The organism is Mycobacterium paraintracellulare, assembly GCF_000276825.1.
Lineage (GTDB): Bacteria > Actinomycetota > Actinomycetes > Mycobacteriales > Mycobacteriaceae > Mycobacterium > Mycobacterium intracellulare.
The window spans coordinates 1,448,449-1,465,633 of sequence record NC_016948.1; the positions used below are offsets into that span (position 1 = coordinate 1,448,449).

The 17,185-nt window shown below is 66.2% G+C and carries 17 protein-coding genes; 9 read left to right on the forward strand and 8 right to left on the reverse strand.

Going from position 1 to position 17,185, the window contains the following annotated elements; all coding sequences use genetic code 11:
• Nucleotides 1-71: 71 nt before the first annotated feature.
• Nucleotides 72-434 (forward strand): hypothetical protein, encoded by a 363-nt coding sequence (locus OCQ_RS06960; protein ID WP_041785422.1) that lies wholly within the window; start codon nt 72-74, stop codon nt 432-434.
• On the opposite strand, the gene OCQ_RS06965 is transcribed toward OCQ_RS06960, so the two are convergent.
• The 6 genes from OCQ_RS06965 to OCQ_RS06990 form a co-directional block, all read right to left on the reverse strand.
• Entirely contained in the window at nt 431-1,960 is a 1,530-nt protein-coding gene (locus tag OCQ_RS06965) for a class I adenylate-forming enzyme family protein (RefSeq protein ID WP_014384105.1), read from the reverse strand. The two genes, OCQ_RS06960 and OCQ_RS06965, sit on opposite strands and share 4 nt — an antisense overlap.
• The gene (locus OCQ_RS06970) at nt 1,953-3,494 is read right to left on the reverse strand and encodes a class I adenylate-forming enzyme family protein (protein ID WP_041784839.1); all 1,542 of its coding nucleotides are present in this window, start codon (nt 3,492-3,494) and stop codon (nt 1,953-1,955) included. Before OCQ_RS06970 ends, OCQ_RS06965 begins: the two co-directional genes overlap by 8 nt.
• Nucleotides 3,484-4,953 carry a class I adenylate-forming enzyme family protein gene (locus OCQ_RS06975; RefSeq protein ID WP_014384107.1) on the reverse strand — a complete coding sequence of 490 codons (1,470 nt, stop codon included), beginning with the start codon at nt 4,951-4,953 and terminating at the stop codon, nt 3,484-3,486. The genes OCQ_RS06970 and OCQ_RS06975 overlap by 11 nt, the downstream gene beginning before the upstream one ends.
• Nucleotides 4,953-5,765, reverse strand: a complete 813-nt coding sequence (locus OCQ_RS06980) for an enoyl-CoA hydratase/isomerase family protein (protein ID WP_014384108.1) — start codon at nt 5,763-5,765, stop codon at nt 4,953-4,955. The genes OCQ_RS06975 and OCQ_RS06980 overlap by 1 nt, the downstream gene beginning before the upstream one ends.
• The gene (locus tag OCQ_RS06985; protein WP_014382113.1) at nt 5,756-6,568 is read right to left on the reverse strand and encodes an enoyl-CoA hydratase/isomerase family protein; all 813 of its coding nucleotides are present in this window, start codon (nt 6,566-6,568) and stop codon (nt 5,756-5,758) included. Before OCQ_RS06985 ends, OCQ_RS06980 begins: the two co-directional genes overlap by 10 nt.
• A 98-nt stretch (nt 6,569-6,666) precedes the next feature.
• Complete coding sequence (locus tag OCQ_RS06990) at nt 6,667-7,488, reverse strand: enoyl-CoA hydratase/isomerase family protein (protein WP_041784841.1); 822 nt, start codon at nt 7,486-7,488, stop codon at nt 6,667-6,669.
• Nucleotides 7,489-7,643: 155 nt separating this feature from the next.
• Here OCQ_RS06990 and OCQ_RS06995 point away from each other — a divergent pair, with 155 nt between their 5' ends.
• Nucleotides 7,644-8,327 carry a hotdog family protein gene (locus OCQ_RS06995; RefSeq protein WP_014384110.1) on the forward strand — a complete coding sequence of 228 codons (684 nt, stop codon included), beginning with the start codon at nt 7,644-7,646 and terminating at the stop codon, nt 8,325-8,327.
• On the forward strand, nt 8,324-9,220 hold the full coding sequence (locus OCQ_RS07000; RefSeq protein ID WP_014711113.1) for an enoyl-CoA hydratase/isomerase family protein: 897 nt from the start codon (nt 8,324-8,326) through the stop codon (nt 9,218-9,220). Before OCQ_RS06995 ends, OCQ_RS07000 begins: the two co-directional genes overlap by 4 nt.
• An 18-nt stretch (nt 9,221-9,238) precedes the next feature.
• On the opposite strand, the gene OCQ_RS07005 is transcribed toward OCQ_RS07000, so the two are convergent.
• Nucleotides 9,239-10,039: a TetR/AcrR family transcriptional regulator gene (locus tag OCQ_RS07005; protein ID WP_014384112.1), complete on the reverse strand. Its 801-nt coding sequence runs from the start codon at nt 10,037-10,039 to the stop codon at nt 9,239-9,241.
• A 192-nt stretch (nt 10,040-10,231) separates the two neighbouring features.
• Here OCQ_RS07005 and OCQ_RS07010 point away from each other — a divergent pair, with 192 nt between their 5' ends.
• Nucleotides 10,232-11,029 (forward strand): SDR family NAD(P)-dependent oxidoreductase, encoded by a 798-nt coding sequence (locus OCQ_RS07010; RefSeq protein ID WP_008254948.1) that lies wholly within the window; start codon nt 10,232-10,234, stop codon nt 11,027-11,029.
• A 52-nt stretch (nt 11,030-11,081) separates the two neighbouring features.
• Nucleotides 11,082-12,098, forward strand: a complete 1,017-nt coding sequence (locus tag OCQ_RS07015; RefSeq protein ID WP_041784843.1) for a dihydrodipicolinate synthase family protein — start codon at nt 11,082-11,084, stop codon at nt 12,096-12,098.
• Between the two features lie 62 nt (nt 12,099-12,160).
• On the opposite strand, the gene mbp1 is transcribed toward OCQ_RS07015, so the two are convergent.
• Nucleotides 12,161-12,400 carry a microaggregate-binding protein 1 gene (gene mbp1, locus OCQ_RS07020; protein WP_009957715.1) on the reverse strand — a complete coding sequence of 80 codons (240 nt, stop codon included), beginning with the start codon at nt 12,398-12,400 and terminating at the stop codon, nt 12,161-12,163.
• A gap of 263 nt (nt 12,401-12,663) precedes the next feature.
• Here mbp1 and OCQ_RS07025 point away from each other — a divergent pair, with 263 nt between their 5' ends.
• From OCQ_RS07025 to OCQ_RS07040, 4 genes are read left to right on the forward strand one after another with little or no spacing between them, the layout of a single operon-like run.
• A complete protein-coding gene (locus OCQ_RS07025; RefSeq protein ID WP_009957714.1) occupies nt 12,664-13,488 on the forward strand; it encodes an enoyl-CoA hydratase in 825 nt (274 codons plus the stop codon).
• 19 nt (nt 13,489-13,507) lie between these two features.
• Nucleotides 13,508-14,710 carry an amidohydrolase family protein gene (locus OCQ_RS07030; protein WP_014384114.1) on the forward strand — a complete coding sequence of 401 codons (1,203 nt, stop codon included), beginning with the start codon at nt 13,508-13,510 and terminating at the stop codon, nt 14,708-14,710.
• A 22-nt stretch (nt 14,711-14,732) separates the two neighbouring features.
• The gene (locus OCQ_RS07035; protein ID WP_014384115.1) at nt 14,733-16,358 is read left to right on the forward strand and encodes an acyl-CoA synthetase; all 1,626 of its coding nucleotides are present in this window, start codon (nt 14,733-14,735) and stop codon (nt 16,356-16,358) included.
• Nucleotides 16,355-17,185: an amidohydrolase family protein gene (locus OCQ_RS07040; RefSeq protein ID WP_008254960.1), complete on the forward strand. Its 831-nt coding sequence runs from the start codon at nt 16,355-16,357 to the stop codon at nt 17,183-17,185. The genes OCQ_RS07035 and OCQ_RS07040 overlap by 4 nt, the downstream gene beginning before the upstream one ends.

The following is a 17,185-nucleotide window of genomic DNA, read 5'->3' on the forward strand; positions in this document are numbered from 1 at the left end:
TCGCCTTCTCTTGTAGCAAAGCCCACTGAGGCATACGCTGCCATCAGGGTGGGCAACGAATGGAGAAGGAGATGGCTCCAACGCCTCGTGCCGTGGCCGGATTCGTTGCGTGCGTGACAGCGATCGCATTCGCGGCGCCCGCACGTGCCGACCTACTCGACCCGATTCCCGGCAACGGCGTGTTTGTCGTGGGGCCCGATATCGCGCCGGGGCTCTACCACACGGGCGGCTCGGGTTCGGCCTTCGGCGTGTGGATAAACAATGTGCCCACGCAGGACTCGATGTGCTCGTGGTTCACCTACAGCACGCCCGATGCGAACAAGGACCATGTGCTGCAGACGAATACCTCCATCGGTCCGATGTACGCGAACATCAATTCCGCGGTCAAGGCCTTCGAGTCGCAGAATTGTCAACCCTGGACGCGGGTCCCCTAGGGCTGATTCGCGTCGATCAACATCTGCCGCAGCCGGCGGATGTCGACCTTCCCGGTGCCGCCCCGTGGAACGTCGTCGCCGGAGTGGAGCAGCAGCCACACCGTGGGTACCTTGAAGGCGCTCAGCAACTTTCGCGCCGACGCATGAAGTTGGTCGCGGGTGAGCGCGTCGTTGCATACCACCGCCGCGCCGACCCGTTCGCCCGCGGCGCCGGGCACGCTGGTGACAAAGGCGTGGTCGACCCCGTCAATGGTGCGCAGCGCGCGCTCGACCTCGCTGGGGTAGACTGTCGCTCCGCTGACCTTGAACATGTCGTCGGATCGCCCGTGGTAGAACAGGAATCCCTGCTCGTCGAGGTGGCCGAGGTCACCGGTCGAATAGAAGCCGTCGGGGGTGAAGAGCTCTTCGCGCCGGCGCCCGCAGATGCCCCGCAGCGTGTGCGGTCCACGGATCTGGATCATGCCGGCGGTTCCCGTCGCGACGGGCATACCGCTTTCGGGGTCCACGACGCGGACTTCCATGCCGGGAAACGGCTTTCCGCAGCTGCCCCACGCCGTGGCGGGCATGTCCGTGTCGGCGGGGTAGCCGCAATACGGCCCGAATGCCTCGGTCATGCCGAACAGCGTCGCGCGCGCCCCGGGCCGAGCGCGCTGCTCGGGCGGCAACAGGGCTTCCAGGCTGCCGGGTCGCAGCGCCGAGAGATCCACGCCGACCGAGCCGGCGTGCCGCGCAAGCGCCTCGGCCTGATCGGGCCAGCCACGAAACAGGGTGACCCGTTCGCGCTCCAGCAGTCTCAGCGTGGTTTCGGGCCGGGGCAATTCTTCGGTCACCAGGGTGGCGCCGGCAAGCAGGACGGACAGGATTCCGCTGCCGAACCCGCCCACCCAGAAGAACGGCATCGGCAGATACAGGCGCGTTTCGCCGCTGATGCAGCGCGCGGCCAGCCCCGATTGCACGGCGCCCAGCGCGTTGCCGTGGGAATGCAGGACGCCCTTGGGTGATCCGCTGCTGCCCGAGGTGAACATGATGACCAGCGCGTCGGCGGGGGTGACCGTTTCGGTCATGGCATCGATGATCCGGCGGGCCCGGTCACTCGCGGGGTCGCTGTCGAGCTGATCGGTCGACCAAACCTGTTGCAACGCCGGAATTTCGGACTCGGGCACCGCCTTGAGGTCGTCGAGGTAGCGATGGCCGCGGAACTCTTCGACGCTCACCAGGAACTGGACGGCGGCGACCCGCAATTGCGCGACGAGTTCGCCGGCCTGCAGCAGCGTGCTCAGCGGCACCAGGACGGCGCCGATGCGTGTCAGGGCGACGGCGATCTGTACCCAGCGGGTGCCGTTGGGCATGATCAACCCGACCCGGCAGCCCTTGCCCACGCCCGCTTCCACAAACACGGCCGCCAGTTCCCTTGTGGTGGAGTCGAGTTCGCGGTAGCTGAGCCGCGACGTGGGATCGATCACCATCGGTGTATCCGCGTCGTGCCGGGCCCGAAACCGCACCAGTTGGTCGATGGTGCTAGGCATCGAAAAGCTTTCTCAGCCGCCGCGTGTCGACCTTGCCGCTGGACAACAGCGGGACATCGGCGCGGGACAGGGAGACAAACCGTTTGGGAATCTTGTACGACGACAGCTCCGCCTTGAGCCGTTCCCGCACGGCCGACTCGTCGAAATCCGGCTGCACGACCACCGCCGCGACCAGCTCGCCCCGTTGGGTATCGGGCACGCCCACCACGTAAGCCTCGGCGCCGGTGACCCGGGTGATCGCCTGCTCGACCTCGGCCGCCGAGACGTTCGCGCCTGCCGTCTTGACCATCGCGCTGAGCCTGCCGACGAAGTAGACGAATCCGTCGTCGTCGGTGCGCACCAGATCGCCGGTGTGAAACCAGCCGTCGGCGTCGAAGCACTCCTCGCGAGAGCGCTTGTAGTAGCCCTGCATCACGTACGGTCCGCGGATGCAGAGTTCCCCGACTCCGGAGGCGTCCTGATCGACGATCATCGTCTCGAAGCCGGGCGCGGGTTTGCCGAATGATCCCCGCCGCGTCTCGGGCTGGTCGGATTCGTCCTCGCTGATCAGGACGACGCTGCCGGCCTCGGTCATCCCGAGCATGTTGTGCCGCAGCTCCGGGTCGGCGGGGCGGGTGTCGGGGGCCATGATCGGGTAGAGGTTGCCGCGCCGCATCGACGACAGATCACGCTCGGCGTAGCTGGGGTGCTCGGCGAGGTGAGCGATGCCGGCCGCGAACCCGTTGGTCATGGTGGGTCGTTCGGCCTCCAACAGGTCGAGCGTGGCCCCGGCGTCGATGGCGTTGGAGCAGACCAGGGTTGATCCGGCCACCAGGGTGGCCAGCAGACCGAACGCGAACCCGCCGATCCAGAAGAACGGCGAATTGCAGAACAGCTTGTCCGAAGCGGTCAGGCCGCGGATCGCGTTGAGGTTCCGCTGATGTCGGAGCAGTGCGCTATGCGTATGCACTACCCCTTTGGGGGTACTGGTTGACCCGGACGTGTAGACGATCGCCAGCGGATCGCAGTCGTAGACAACGTCTTCGCTCGCCCGCAGCAGCGCCGCGTCGACGCTGCCGGCCAGCGCGCGTACCGCGTCGTGCGCAAACGCCGCGTGGCGCAGCTGCGGCACCGCGGCGCAAAACAAGCGGTCGCCGAAATCGAGGTCGGCCCGCGGAATCACCTCGGACAGTCGCTGCACATAGTTGTGAGACCGAAAAGACCTGGCGCTCAGCAGGATTTCGACGTCGCTGTCGACCAGCTGCTCGCGCAGTTCCCGGGCGGTGACGAACGTGGAGAACGGGACCACCACGGCACCGATTCGCGCCGCCGCCAGCATGCCGACGACGAAGTCGCTTCCGTTCGGGTGCAGGAGGCCCACATGGGTTCCCTTACCGGCGCCGAGGGCGATCAGGCCGCGGGCGAGCTCCGCCGACCGGTGATCGGCTTCGGCGTATCCGATGCGGTCGCCGTCGCAGACCAGCAGCGGGTGATCCCCGCGCGCCCGGGCCTGCTGTCGCAACGTCGCGGCGACCGTCACAGGATCAGCGCGCATGGTTGCGCGGCGCCGCGAGCTCGCGGAAGTGTTCCTGGATCGCGCCGAGATCGGGTTTGCCCGACGGCGTTCGCGGAATGGCGTCGACGATCGCGATCTCGGTCGGAATCTCATAGCGCGCCAAGCGCTCTCGCAGATGCACCACCAGCGCGTCGGCGTCGGCCGCACCCGGCTCGCGCAGTTCGACCATGGCGACCGGCGTCTCTCCGAGCCGCTCGTCGGGCCGGGCGATGACCGCCGCGCCGGCCACCGCGGGGTGGCTCTCCAGCGCGGCGCGAACGTCGTCGGGCATAACCTTGAAGCCGCCGCGGATGATCGCCTGGTCGGCGCGGCCGACAATCCAGAGGAACCCGTCGGCGTCGATGCGTGCCATGTCCGTGGTTCGCATCCATAACGCGGCCGGCCCCAGCTGGCCCGGCTTGACCTCCAGCAGGCCGACTTCGTCTGGGCCGAGCGGTGTTCCGTCGTCGGCTACCACCCTGAGCTGAGCGCCCGGATTGGCCCGGCCGACGCTGCCTCGTTTGGCTCGCCAGTACCGCTGATGGTCGGGAAGGGTCCAGCCCGCCACGCCGCCCCCGAACTCGGTTGCGGCATAGGAGGTCAGCACCGGGATGCCGTACTTATCGGTGAAGGCGTCGGCATCATCGGCCGACAGCGGCGCCGTGCCGCAGGTGACGGCCCGGACGCTGTCCAGGTCGGCCGGCGACACGTCCGAGTGCAAGACCGTGCGCAGGGCCGCCGGTACCAGCGATACGGCGCGGGGCCGGTGGGTGCGCACCGCCTCGACCCATGCGTTCAGCTCGAATCGCTCCAACAGCACGAACGGTCGGGCCTCGGCGATGCATTGCAGCACGCGGAATACCCCGCCGATGTGCACCAGCGGCGAGTTCACGATGGCGACGCCGCGCCGCAGCTCGGTGGGTGCCGGCGCGCGGTCGGGTTCGGAGCCCATCACGCTGCGCGCCAACATGTCGTAGGTCAGGTCGATTCGCTTGGGTGGACCCGTCGTGCCGCTGGTCAACATGCGCACCGCGACACCGGTCGACGGGCCTGGCTCGGCGCCGGGTTGCCCGGACACGTCGACGTCGTCGGCCGGTCCCGAGATCGCGACCGTCGGGATGCCCGGCGTCACCAGCGCCGTCAGATCGTCGCGCTCGCCGACGATCAATCGAAGCTGCAGCCTCGCGACATCGGCCTTGGTGCGCTCGTCGCCGCGCGACGGGTTGATGACCACAACGGTTCCGCCGCCCAGCAGCACACCCAGAAAGGCCGCCACGTGCCCCGGCCGGTTGCGCAGCAGCATCCCGACCTCGGCGCCGGCGCTCAGGCCGGCGATGCGCTGCGCCAGGGTGCCGACCTGCTCCCACGAGATCCATTGGCCGCCATACTCGATGGCGCGTGAGTCTGGTTCGAGGTCGAGCACATCGGCGATGCGTTGGATGAGCGAGTGACGCGGCATCAGCGGATCTTCGGTGTGCGTTTGGTGGCCCCGTCGCCGGGAGTCTTCTGCGCGGCCAGTTCCGCGGTGCCCAGCGGGTTTCCCAGCCGGGTGTAGATGAGGCCCTGTTCCAGCGCGGCGCGATACGGCTTGTCCAGCGACTCCCAAATCGCTTTGACCGTGCCCTGAGTCGCCGTTGGCGGCTTGGCGGCGATGGTCGACGCGATCTCGTGGGCGCGGTCCCAGAGCTGGCCGGAAGCGACGACCTCGGAGACCAATCCGATACGCAGCGCGGCGTCGGCGCTGACCCGCTCGTCGTTGCCCATCAGGGCGATGCGCAGCGTCTCGCCGAGGCCGACGCGGCGCATCAGGCCGATCGGCTCCAGCGCGCAAACCAGGCCGGCCGACACGTGGGAGTCGAAGAACGTGGCGTCTTCCGAGCAGATGACCACGTCGGATTCGTTGATGAAGTAGAACGCGCCGGCGGTGCACATCCCCTGGACCGCGCAGACCACCGGCTTCCACATTTTCTGCCATTTGGGACTCAGGGCTTCGCCGGGATCTTCGTGGTTCCAGATGTTTTCGGGCTGCCCATAGGGCGTCTTGATGTCCAGTCCCGCGCTGAACGCCCGGTCGCCGGCGGCGCGCAGCACCACCGCGTGCACGGACTCGTCGAGTTTGACCGTGTGCCAGGCGCGGGCCATCTCCTCACACATGGTGCGGTTGAACGCGTTCAGCTGCTCGGGCCGGTTCAGGGTGATGGTGGCGACGTGATCGGTGGCGTCGACCTCGAGCAGGATGGTTTCGAAACTCATCGGCCTGTTCACCGGCATTGCCAATTCGGCTTGCGCTTCTCGACGAAAGCCTTGGGCCCTTCGGCCGCGTCCTCGGTCCGCAGCACCCGCTCACGGAAGGTTTCGGCGAGTATCTCCGCCTCGTGCAGCGGCACATTCAGGCCCTTGAGGATCGCCAGGCGGGTGCCCCGGACGGCCAGGGGCGCATTGGAATTGACGATGTCGGCGATCTCGTGGGCCCGGTCCAGCAGGCGGTCGTGCTCGACGACCTCGCTGATCAGTCCCAGCTCATAGGCGCGCTCCGCGCTCATCCGCTCGTGCTTGCCCATCAGGGCCATCCGCAGGGCGATCGAGCGGGGCAGCACGCGGGATACCCGAACCAGTTCGCGGCCGGCGACCAGTCCGATGCTGACGTGCGGATCGAAAAAGGTTGCCTGCTCGGAGGCGATGACGATGTCTGTCGTGGTGACCCAATCCATACCGGCGCCACAACAGATTCCGTTCACCGCGGTCAGCACCGGCTTGGCCGTGGTGCGAAAGGGCGGCGTGCCCTCCTGCGGAGCCTCCCATTGGTCATACGTCGACAGGTACGGCCGCTCGTAGATCACCTTGCCGTCTTCGGGGATCTCCTTGACGTCGGCGCCGGTGCAGAACGCGCGGCCGGTGCCCGTGACGATGGTGAGCCAGACGTTGTCGTCGTTTTCGGCCTCGTCGTAGGCGGCCCGCAGTTCGGTGATCATGTGCGGGCTGAGCGCATTGAGGGCGTCCGGGCGATTGAGGGTGATCGTCGCGGTGTGCCCGTCGACCTCGTACTTGATGGTGTCGAACGAATCAGTGGGCATCGGTCATCCCTTCGCTTTGCAGAGAACGTCGAGTGTGGGGCGTATGGACGAATTCGAGGCAGTTCCCGTGCGTAGGTCCCGCGCTCGACGCCCGAGAGCTAGCGTCCACGAAAGTCCGGATCCCGCCGCTGCCGGAAGGCCTCCAGGCCCTCCTTGAAATCGCCTGTCCGGCAAGATAACTCCAGATTGAACAACTCCTGGTTCAGCGACTGGCCCAGCGTCGCATGCTGTCCGAAGTTCATGGCCTGCTTGGCCAGCCCGATCGCCGCCGTCGGACCGGAGGCCAGCCGGGCAACCAGCTCCTCGGCGGCGCGGTCGAGGTCGGGGCCGCTCACCGACTGGTGAATGAGCCCCCAGTCGGCCGCGTCGTTCCCGCTCACCTTCTCTCCGAGCAGCAGCATCCGCCGGGCCCGCGCCAGGCCGACGAGCCGCGGCACCAGCCAGGTGGACCCCGAGTCCGGGCTGAAGCCGCGGTCGAGGAACGGCTCCCAGAACACCGCGTCGTCGGCGGCCACGGTGAAGTCAGCGGCCAAGGCGAGATTGCAACCGAATCCCACGGCCCATCCGCGCACGCTGCACACCACCGGCAGCTGAATGCCGGCGACGAGTTCGATCACGCGGTGAGCGGCATGGGGAACCCGGCGCACCAGATCACCGGTGCGGGGACGTTGGCCGCCGGGATCGTTGGCGGCCACCCAGTCGGAGCCGGCGCAGAAATCGTCTCCGGCCCCGCGGAGGTGTACGGCGCGCAGCGAGTCGTCGGACGCGGCAACCGTCAGCGACTCGACCAGAGTTCCGATCATCAACTGCGTCAACGAGTTACGCCGGGATGGGCGATCAAGCGTCACCCGTAACACCGCACCGTCTCGGTGCACTGTTACCGACCCCTCGGCTCCGGCCGAGCCGGCCCCTTGACTCACCGTCGATCCGGCCTTTCTCCGCCGATACGGTTACCCATACAGTAGGCAATACGATTGATACGCTGTATAAGTTAGCAAGGATACGCTGCCTGCGAAACTACCCAGGTGAAAGAGAGAATCATGGCCCGCGCCGACGACGATGCAGAGCGTAAGCGATGAGGAGGAGTGGCGCCGATGGTCGCGCCGACGACAACGCCAGATTCGGCGAGGCGCCGCTTGACCAGACCGTGGCCGCCGCCGCCGCCATGCGCCGCCTGAGCTCGCTGCTGGTGTCGCTGGAACATCCGCACCCGGCGGTGGATGCCATGTTGGAGAAGTTCACCGAGTGGGAGCGCGAGTTGTCGGCCGCCGCGCCGGCGGACAACGCACCGCGCATCGGCGAACTGCCCGACGATCCCCGGCGCGTCTACCTCAATCACGCCACCGACATCGGCGCCTACAACCCGTGTTTCCCCGAGTACCGGTTCACCGAATTCGATGCCGAGAAGGCAACGGGAGGAGTCGAATTCCCGGTGATCTACGAAGGGCCACCGGGACTGGTGCACGGCGGATTCCTGGGCGTCTTCTTCGACTGCGTGATCCAGCACCACAATTGCGTCACCGGCCTTTCCGGCAAAACCCGGTCCTTGGCCGTGACGTTCCGCAGACCGACACCGGTGTTGACGGAGCTGCGATTCGACATCGCGCGCTCGGAAGGCGAACGGGGTATCACGTCGACCGCGCGACTGTGGCTCGACGACGAAGTGCTGTGTACGGGCGAGGTCAACACGTTGGCGTCACGGCCCGAGAAGCTTGCCGGATCGCGGTTCGGCAGGCGCCGAAAGGAGTCCGATAAATGACCGCTTCGAGCACCTCTGACGATCGCGTGCTCTTCGACATCGATCAAGACCGGCGCATCGCGACGGTCACGCTGAACAATCCCCAACAGCGGAACTCCTATGACGCCAGCATGCGCGAGGCCGTCGCCCGTTGCCTGGACCGGGTGGCCGATGACGACGACCTCACGGTGGTGTTGTTGCGCGGAGCCGAGGGGGTCTTCTCCACCGGGGCCGACATGAACAATGCGTACGGCTGGTACGGCGACAAGGCCAAGGCGTCCGACGATGCGGCAGCCAAGCGTCGCCCGAGTCAGCGTCGCCGACTTGCCGTGGACCGCAAGTCTTTTGGCTTCTATCACAATTTCATGGGTTTCCCCAAGGTCACGGTGGGGGAGATCGCCGGCTACGCGCTGGGTGGCGGTTTCGAGATGGCCCTGATGACCGATATCTCCGTCATCGCGCGGGACACCAAGGTCGGCATGCCGGCAACCCGCTTCCTGGGCCCAGCGCTGGGCAGCTTGCACATGTTCTTCCACCGGCTCGGGCCGGTGCTGGCGCGGCGCCTGCTGTTGACCGGTGACATCATCGAGGCGGGCGCGATCGAACATCTCGGAATCTTCACGGACACCTGCGATCCCGGCGCGGTGACCGCCCGGGCGCGCTACTGGGCCGAGAAGGCGGCGAAGATGCCGGCCGACGGGGTCGTCATCGCCAAGGAGGCGTTCCGGCTTGTCGAGCAGAGCCAGGCGTATCAGGGCGAGGAGGTCGCCAGCTACCTGTTCCACGCCTTCGGCACCAACCTGCAATTCGGGCCGGGCGAATTCAACTTCGTCAAGACCCGCGCCCAGCACGGCGCCAGGGAGGCCTTCCGGCTACGCGACGAGCACTTCTACGTGCCCGAACCCGAGGCGTGACAAGCGGTTTCGGTTAGGTCAGCGATTCGCTGGCGCCTTGGACCGACCTCGCGCGGTCGGCGACTTGCGCTGGCGGCTCGCCCCCGCCTTGCCTTTGGCTGCGTTGCTCTCGTCGATCAGCCTGCTGGCGTGATCGAGGATGCAGGTGAGGCCGTACTCGAAATTGGTCTCGTCCGGGGCGCCGATGCGGTGCCCGATTCGGGTGACTTGGGAAAGGAGCGGGGTCTTTTCGGGGTCGATGGCAACGGCGTCCTCGATGGCGCGGGGTCCGATATCCGACGACTGGTTTTTTTCGTACAGCCGTTGCAGCACCACTGATCCGCGGACGTGAACCGAAACCGCCGAATAGGTGTCGAACGCGTCCTCCGGCGACAAGCCGGCCTCCACCAGATTGGAAACTGCCTTTTCCATCTCCTGTGCGCCCATCCGTGCCGCTTTCGGAGACAGTGCCGCGCGAATCAGAATCAGGTCGCACAGAATTGGGTTGCCCATGAACGTCTTACGCATCAAGCGCGCGTGGTTGCGCAGGGTTTCCCGCCAGTCGCTGGCTTCGACATAGGGAGTGGCGAACACATACTTGCTCAGGGCGCGGTCAGTCATCGCGTTGAGCAGGTCGTCCTTCTTGCGGAAGTACCAGTAGATGCTCGTCACACCCACGCCGAGATGTTTGCCGAGCAGCGGCATGCTCAGGTTGTCGATCGACACCTCCTCGGCGAGTTCGAATGCGCCGCTGATGATGTCGTCGGGATTGATGGACCCGCGTTCGCGTCGCTGACGCTTATCGGCGGTTGCCTGTTTTGCCACTACGGGCACCTCCATCAAAATCTGTTTCGTGCATGAGGTCTGCCGGCCGCGTTGCCGGTAAAATCGAATTTACCGGCTCTTCGGTACTGACCTGCGTATACGCTTTCGTGTCGTAATTTCCCTCTGCTACTGTAATACCTATCGTAGGCTTTTTGGTAAATCGGCTGGACAGGCGAAAATGGCCAGGTTAGAGCTGCGGGTCAAGCAATGGATCTAGGGCTGGCAAATGCCGCCGCGGTGGTGGTCGGCGGTAGCCGCGGCATGGGTTTGGCCACCGCGCGCTGCCTTGCCGACGAGGGGGCCCGGGTAGCGGTCGTCGGGCGCAGCCGTGACGCGCTGGATTCCGCGGTGACCGATCTCACGCAACGGGGTAGCCCGGACGCCCTCGGGCTCGTCGCCGACATCGGCGACGACGCCGCCGTCGGCACGGCTTTCGGTGAGCTTTCCCAGCGCTGGGGCGGCGAACTCAACGCTCTGGTCATCACGGTGGGGCCGGGCGCCGCGGGTACCTTCGAGGATTTGACCGACGACCAATGGCGTCAGTCGGTTGAAGACGGGGTGCTGGGCATGGTGCGCTGTGTGCGGGCGGCGCTACCGCTGCTGCGTAAGGCGCAGTGGGCGCGGATCGTGAACTTCTCGGCGCACTCGACTCAGCGACAAAGTGTCATGCTGCCCGCGTACACGGCGGCGAAATCGATGCTGACGAGCGTATCGAAGAACCTGTCCCTGCTGCTGGCCAAGGACGAGATCTTGGTCAACGTGGTATCGCCGGGCAGCATCGCATCGGAATCACTGGTCGGCTGGGCGAATTCGGTCGGCGTCGACGGCCATGATCCCTATGCCCTGATGGAGGCCATCGGCAAGCATTTCGGTCATCCCGCGCACATGCCACGGGCGGGCCTCCCCGAAGAAATCGGCCCGGTCGCAGCGTTTCTCGCCTCGCGCCGCAACTCCTACATGACCGGAGCCAACATCAACGTCGACGGCGGTTCGGACTTCACCTGACTTCCCTGACCGTGGGTCGAAGAAATCGATTGGCAGACAGAAGGAGTCGACTGTGGCTACGGCAGCAGAGGCACGCGCGTGGGCGCCCGGCGCATTGCGGGGGATCGGTGACTCCCTCTACACCCCGTTCTGCGGGACCGACGGCGACGACATCGACTGGGACGCCTACCGGACACTGGTGCGCTACTGCGTCGGCGATCTCGGGCACCCGATGTTGTGGTGCACCAGCGGCATTGCCGAATTCTGGTCGCTGACCCTCGACGAGCGGAAACGCCTGCTGGAGGTTGCGGTAGAGGAGGCGCGCAGCATCAATCCCGGTGTGGTGGTGCAGGCCTGCACGGCGGCGATGTCGGCGAAGGACTGTTTGGAACTGACTCTGCACGCCCAGGAAGCGGGCGCCGACATCGTCTACATCCAGACGCCGATGATGGAGGCCCACGGCGGCGAAGGCGTGCTCCGCTTTTTCCAATACGTGGCTGCGCGCACGAATATCGCTCTGGGCATGTTCAATTCGCCGTCCTCGGGCTACGTGTTGACGCCGGCCGAGAGCGCACGCATCTACCACGAGGTGCCCGCGGTGTGCGCCACCAAGGAGGGCGCCTTCCGGCCGGCGGCCAGCCGCATGCTTCATCAGCTGGCGCCCGGTCTGGCCGTGTGGGAATGCGACAAAACGGTGTACCGGGCGGGGTGGCTGCGCGACGGGATCGTGTGCCCGGCGCAGCTGGGTACCTCGGGCTACCTGTTCGAGACGCCCGAGCGGCGATTGTTCTCCGAGTATTGGGATTTGGTGCAGAGCGACAAGCTCGTCGAGGCCATGGACTACGCCCGCGAATCCGGGTTGGATCAGTTCGACCTCGACGTCGGATCGTGGTGGACGTGCTATCCGGGGCGCGCGGACTACTTCACCCACTGGGGCGGCGCGTTCAAGTACGCCGCGTCGCTGCTGGGGTTGCCCATCGGCGCGTATCCACATTCCCGCCCGCCGCAGGCCGAATTACCCGCGGAGGCGAAGGCCCAGATCGAGCACGCCTACCAGCGCCTGGGTTTGATCCAAACGGTGTTGCAGTAGAAGGGATTACCACGCGAAGCGAGCCCGGTTAGGAACCGGGCCCGCTCGCTCAGACCGACCGTCTACTGCTGTTCGGCCCGCTCACGCTGCTCGTACGCCTTGGCCTTGCCGCGGGCCTTATCGGCGGCGGCTTCCTTTTTCCCGGCGCTGCGCTGCGCATCCGCCTTGTCCTGTTGGGCCTTGCCCTCTTCGATCAGGTCGTTGTGGCCGATGATGATGCCGATGACCTGCTTGGTCCTCCCGAGGACGTCTTCCACGATGCCCCGGACGAGTTCGACCGGTCCGCTCTTGGTGTCAACCATTGCCTCTCCTTCCCCCATGTGATGATCGGCTCCTCTACGCGTTCCCGATCCCGGGGTCGACGCAAACATGGGTCAGCGTGTCGATCGCCACATCCCGTCGCCGCCCCTCGGCCTAGGGGGTGATCACGGCGCCAAGCGGACGCCCAAAATCGCTGTTTAGTCGCCGTTCACGGGGGTGTGGACGCAGTTGTGGAATGCGGTACCGATAGGTATACAGTATGGGTACAAACTCGCCAGTTGGTCAGCTATGAGGGGACGGTCATATGGGCGCCGCCGACCGTGTGGTCACCGATGAGGCGGTGCTGTATGAAACCACCGAAACCGGTGTTGCGGTCGTGACCTTCAACCGTCCCGAGCGCCTCAACGCCTGGGGCCCCGACATCTCGAGGGGCTTCTACGCAAGCATCGACCGCGCCGAAGCCGACCCCGCGGTGCGGGTGATCGTGTTGACGGGTGCCGGCAAGGGATTCTGCGCGGGCGCGGACCTGGGTGGCGCGGGATCCATCGACGAAAAACTCGGCGACGGCGACACCGACGTCACCAAGCTGGTCGGCGACCGCCACCCGCATTTCCTCACCGAGCTGCGCAAGCCGATCATCGCCGCGGTCAACGGCGCCTGCGTCGGGATCGGCCTGACGCACGCCCTGATGTGTGACGTCCGGTTCGCGGCCGCCGGAGCCAAATTCGCCACCGCGTTCACCCGGCGGGGCTTGATCGCCGAGTACGGCATCTCCTGGATCCTGCCGCGGCTCGCCGGCTGGGGCGCGGCGATGGACTTGCTGTTGAGCGGGCGCACGTTCTTCGCCGAGGAGGCCGCGCAACTCGGACTGGTCAAGGACGTCGTCGCGCCCGAACAACTGATGTCGCGCGCCCTGGCATACGCCGACGACATCGCGCGCAATTGTTCACCGGCGTCGCTGGCGGTCATCAAGCGGCAGGCCTACGGCGACGCGCTGCGCGATGTCGCCGATGTCAGCGCCCGCGCCGAAACACTCATGCACGAGTCGCTGCTGCGGCCCGACGTTGTCGAAGGCATCACCAGCTTCCTGGAGAAGCGGCCACCGCGGTTCCCGCCATTGGCCACCTAACCAGCCGGAAAGGAACATCATGACCACCCTGAACTATCGAGCGATCGACGTCGACAATCACTACTACGAACCGTTGGATTCGTTTACCCGCCATTTGGACAAGCGGTTCAAACGGCGCGGTGTCCAGATCGTCAGCGACGGCAAACGCAGCTGGGCCTTGATGGGCGACCGCATCAACCACTTCATCCCGAACGTCACCTTCGACCCGATCATCGTGCCGGGCTGCCTCGACCTGTTGTTCCGCGGCGAGATCCCGGAAGGCGTCGACCCGGCCTCGTTGATGAAGGTCGAGCGGCTCGCCGAGCACCCGGAGTACCAGAACCGCGACGCCCGGATCGCGGTGATGGACACCCAGGACATCGAGACGGTGTTCATGCTGCCGACGTTCGCGTGCGGAGTTGAAGAGGCGCTCAAACACGACATCGAGGCGACGATGGCCTCGGTGCACGCATTCAACCTGTGGCTCGACGAGGACTGGGGCTTCGACCGTCCGGACCATCGCATCATCTCCGCCCCGATCATCTCGCTGGCCGATCCGGTCAAAGCCGTCGAAGAGGTCGAGTTCGTGTTGGCGCGCGGCGCCAAGCTGGTCCTGGTGCGGCCCGCGCCGGTGCCCGGGCTGGTCAAGCCGCGGTCGCTGGGCGATCCCAGCCACGATCCGGTGTGGGCCAGGCTGGCCGAAGCGGGAGTGCCGGTGGGATTCCACCTCTCCGACAGCGGTTACCTGGCGATCGCAGCGCTGTGGGGCGGGAAATCGACTTTCGAGGGCTTCGGCGCGAAGGATCCGCTGGATCAGGTGCTCCTGGACGACCGGGCCATTCACGACACCATGGCCTCGATGATCGTGCACGGCGTGTTCACCCGCCACCCGAAACTCAAGGCGGTCAGCATCGAAAACGGGTCCTACTTCGTGCATCGGCTGATCAAGCGCCTCAAGAAGGCGGCCAACACCCAGCCCCAGTATTTCCCCGAGGACCCGGTGGAGCAGCTGCGCAACAACGTGTGGATCGCCCCCTACTACGAGGACGATCTGCCGGAGCTGGCCGAGGTCATCGGCGTCGACAAGATCCTGTTCGGTTCCGACTGGCCGCACGGGGAAGGACTCGCATCGCCGGTGTCGTTCGCCGAGGAGCTGAAGGGCTTCAGCGAGTCCGATGTTCGAAAGATCATGCGAGACAACGCCATAGACCTCCTAGGCGTCCAAGTCGGTTCGGCTGCTTGATTACCGGGGCGCGGTTACTTCCGTGAGCGAATGGACCATCGGCGCGGTGCTCGACGAGATCGCCGCCGTCATTGGCGACCGGACGATGACGGTGTGCGGCGACCGTCGCAGCACCTTCGCCGAGTCGGCGGACCGCACCCGCCGGCTGGCGAACTTCCTGGCGAGCAAGGGATTCGGCGCACACCGGGAGCGGGCGGAACTGCAGAACTGGGAATGCGGGCAGGACCGGGTCGCGCTGGTGATGCACAACGATCTGTACCCCGACATGGTCATCGGGTGCCTCAAGGCCCGGACCGTCCCGGTGAACATCAACTACTACTACACCCCGCGCGAGGTCGGTGAACTTCTCGATTACGTACAGCCCCGGGCGGTCATCTACCACCGGGCGCTGGGCGCCCAGTTCGCCGACGTCCTCGCCCGCGATGGCGCGGACTTGCTGATCGCGGTCGACGACGGCAGCGAGGCCCCGCACCTACCGGGTGCGGTGTCGCTGGAAGACGCCCTGGCGCAAGGGGATACCGACCAGCGCGTCGTCGGGTCGCCGGACGACCTGCTGATGATCTGCACCGGCGGCACGACCGGCCGGCCCAAGGGTGTGCTGTGGCGGCAGTCCGACATCTATGTGTCGTCGATGGTGGGGGCAGACCACGCCTGCGCTGAGGAGATTCACGACAAGGTGCGCGGGGCGGCCGGGGCGCCGTGGTTCGCCGTGTCGCCGCTGATGCACGCCGCCGGCATGTGGACGGCGTTCTCGGCGATCATGGCCGGCACGCCCGTGGTGATGTACGACACCGGCAAAAAGCTCGACCCCCGAACGGTTCTCGAAACGGCGCAGCGCGAGAAGGTCGGCTTGATGACCATGGTCGGCGACGCCTACGCGGCGCCGCTGGTGACCGAACTGCGCCGCGGCTCCTATGACCTGTCGTCGCTGTACGCGATCGGCACCGGCGGCGCCGCGACGAACCCGAAATACCAACGCGCCCTGGTGGAGTTGATCCCCCAGGTCACGGTGATCAACGGGTACGGCTCGTCGGAGACCGGGAACATGGGATTCGGCCACAGCCGGCGCGACACGCAAACCGACACGTTCACCCTGCGGGAGGGTGGACTGGTCCTCTCCGAGGACTACACCCGCTTTCTCCGTCCAGGCGAGGCCGAGGTGGGCTGGGTCGCCAGGGAGGGACGAATCCCGTTGGGGTACTTCAACGATCCCGACGCAACCCGCAAGACCTTTCCCGAGATCGACGGCAAGCGGGTGGTGATATCGGGCGACCGCGCCGCGCTGGAGGCCGACGGCACCCTGCGGCTGTTCGGCCGGGACTCGCTGGTGGTCAACACCGGCGGCGAGAAGGTCTTCGTCGAGGAAGTCGAAGAGGTGCTGCGCGCCCACCCGGCGATCGCCGACGCGCTGGTGGTCGGGCGCCCCAGCGAGCGCTGGGGAGAAGAACTCGTCGCCCTCGTCGAACTCCGGGCAGACGCCGCCGCGACGGCAGACGAGCTGCACACGCTGTGCACCACGCAACTGGCACGGTTCAAGGCGCCCAAGGAATTCCTGTTCGTCGAGCACGTCCAACGCTTGGGCAACGGCAAGGCCGATTACCGTTGGGCGAAACGTCACGCAACAGCAAAGGCGCCGATGTCCACATGAAAGCAATCGATTGCCTGGTCAACGTGCACTTCGGCGAGACCGAGAAGCAACCGACCTGGATGCTCAAGGTGCGTGACGACTACTTCAAGGGGCCGGAGTCCATGTTCGCGCCCGTCGAGCTGACCGAGTTGCTCGACGAAATGGACGCGCACGGCGTGCGCAAGGCCATCCTGATGGACAACCTCGCCAAGCCGTCGGTGACGGCGCGCAAATTCGTCGAGGACAAGCCCGAGCGGTTCGCCCTGGCCATGGGCGGGGTGAACCTGCTGCGGCCGATGCCCTCCCTGCGGGAGCTTACTGCCGTCGTCAACGACCTGCCCGTGGCGTATGCGGCTGTGGGGCCGAGTTTTTGGGGGGACGGCCAGTACCCGCCCAGCGACGCCGTCTACTACCCGCTCTACACCAAATGCGCCGAGCTCGAGCTTCCGCTGTGCATCAACACCGGCATCCCCGGGCCGCCCATCCCCGGGGAGGTGCAAAATCCGATCCACCTCGACCGGGTGTGCGTGCGGTTCCCGGAACTGAAACTGTGCATGATCCACGGCGCGGATCCCTGGTGGGACATCGCGATCAGGCTGCTGATCAAGTACGCCAACCTGCGCCTGATGACGTCGGCGTGGTCGCCGAAACGGTTACCGGAGAGCCTGCTGCACTACATGCGGACGCGCGGTAAGGGCAAGGTGATCTTCGGTTCCGACTGGCCCGTCCTGAAAATGCACCGCGTCGTGCCCGAGGCCGCCGCGTTGGACTTGCCCGCCGACGTCCTCGAAAACTATCTCTACAACAACGCCCAGGAATTCTTCTTCAGTGGCCAGGAGGAACGCTGA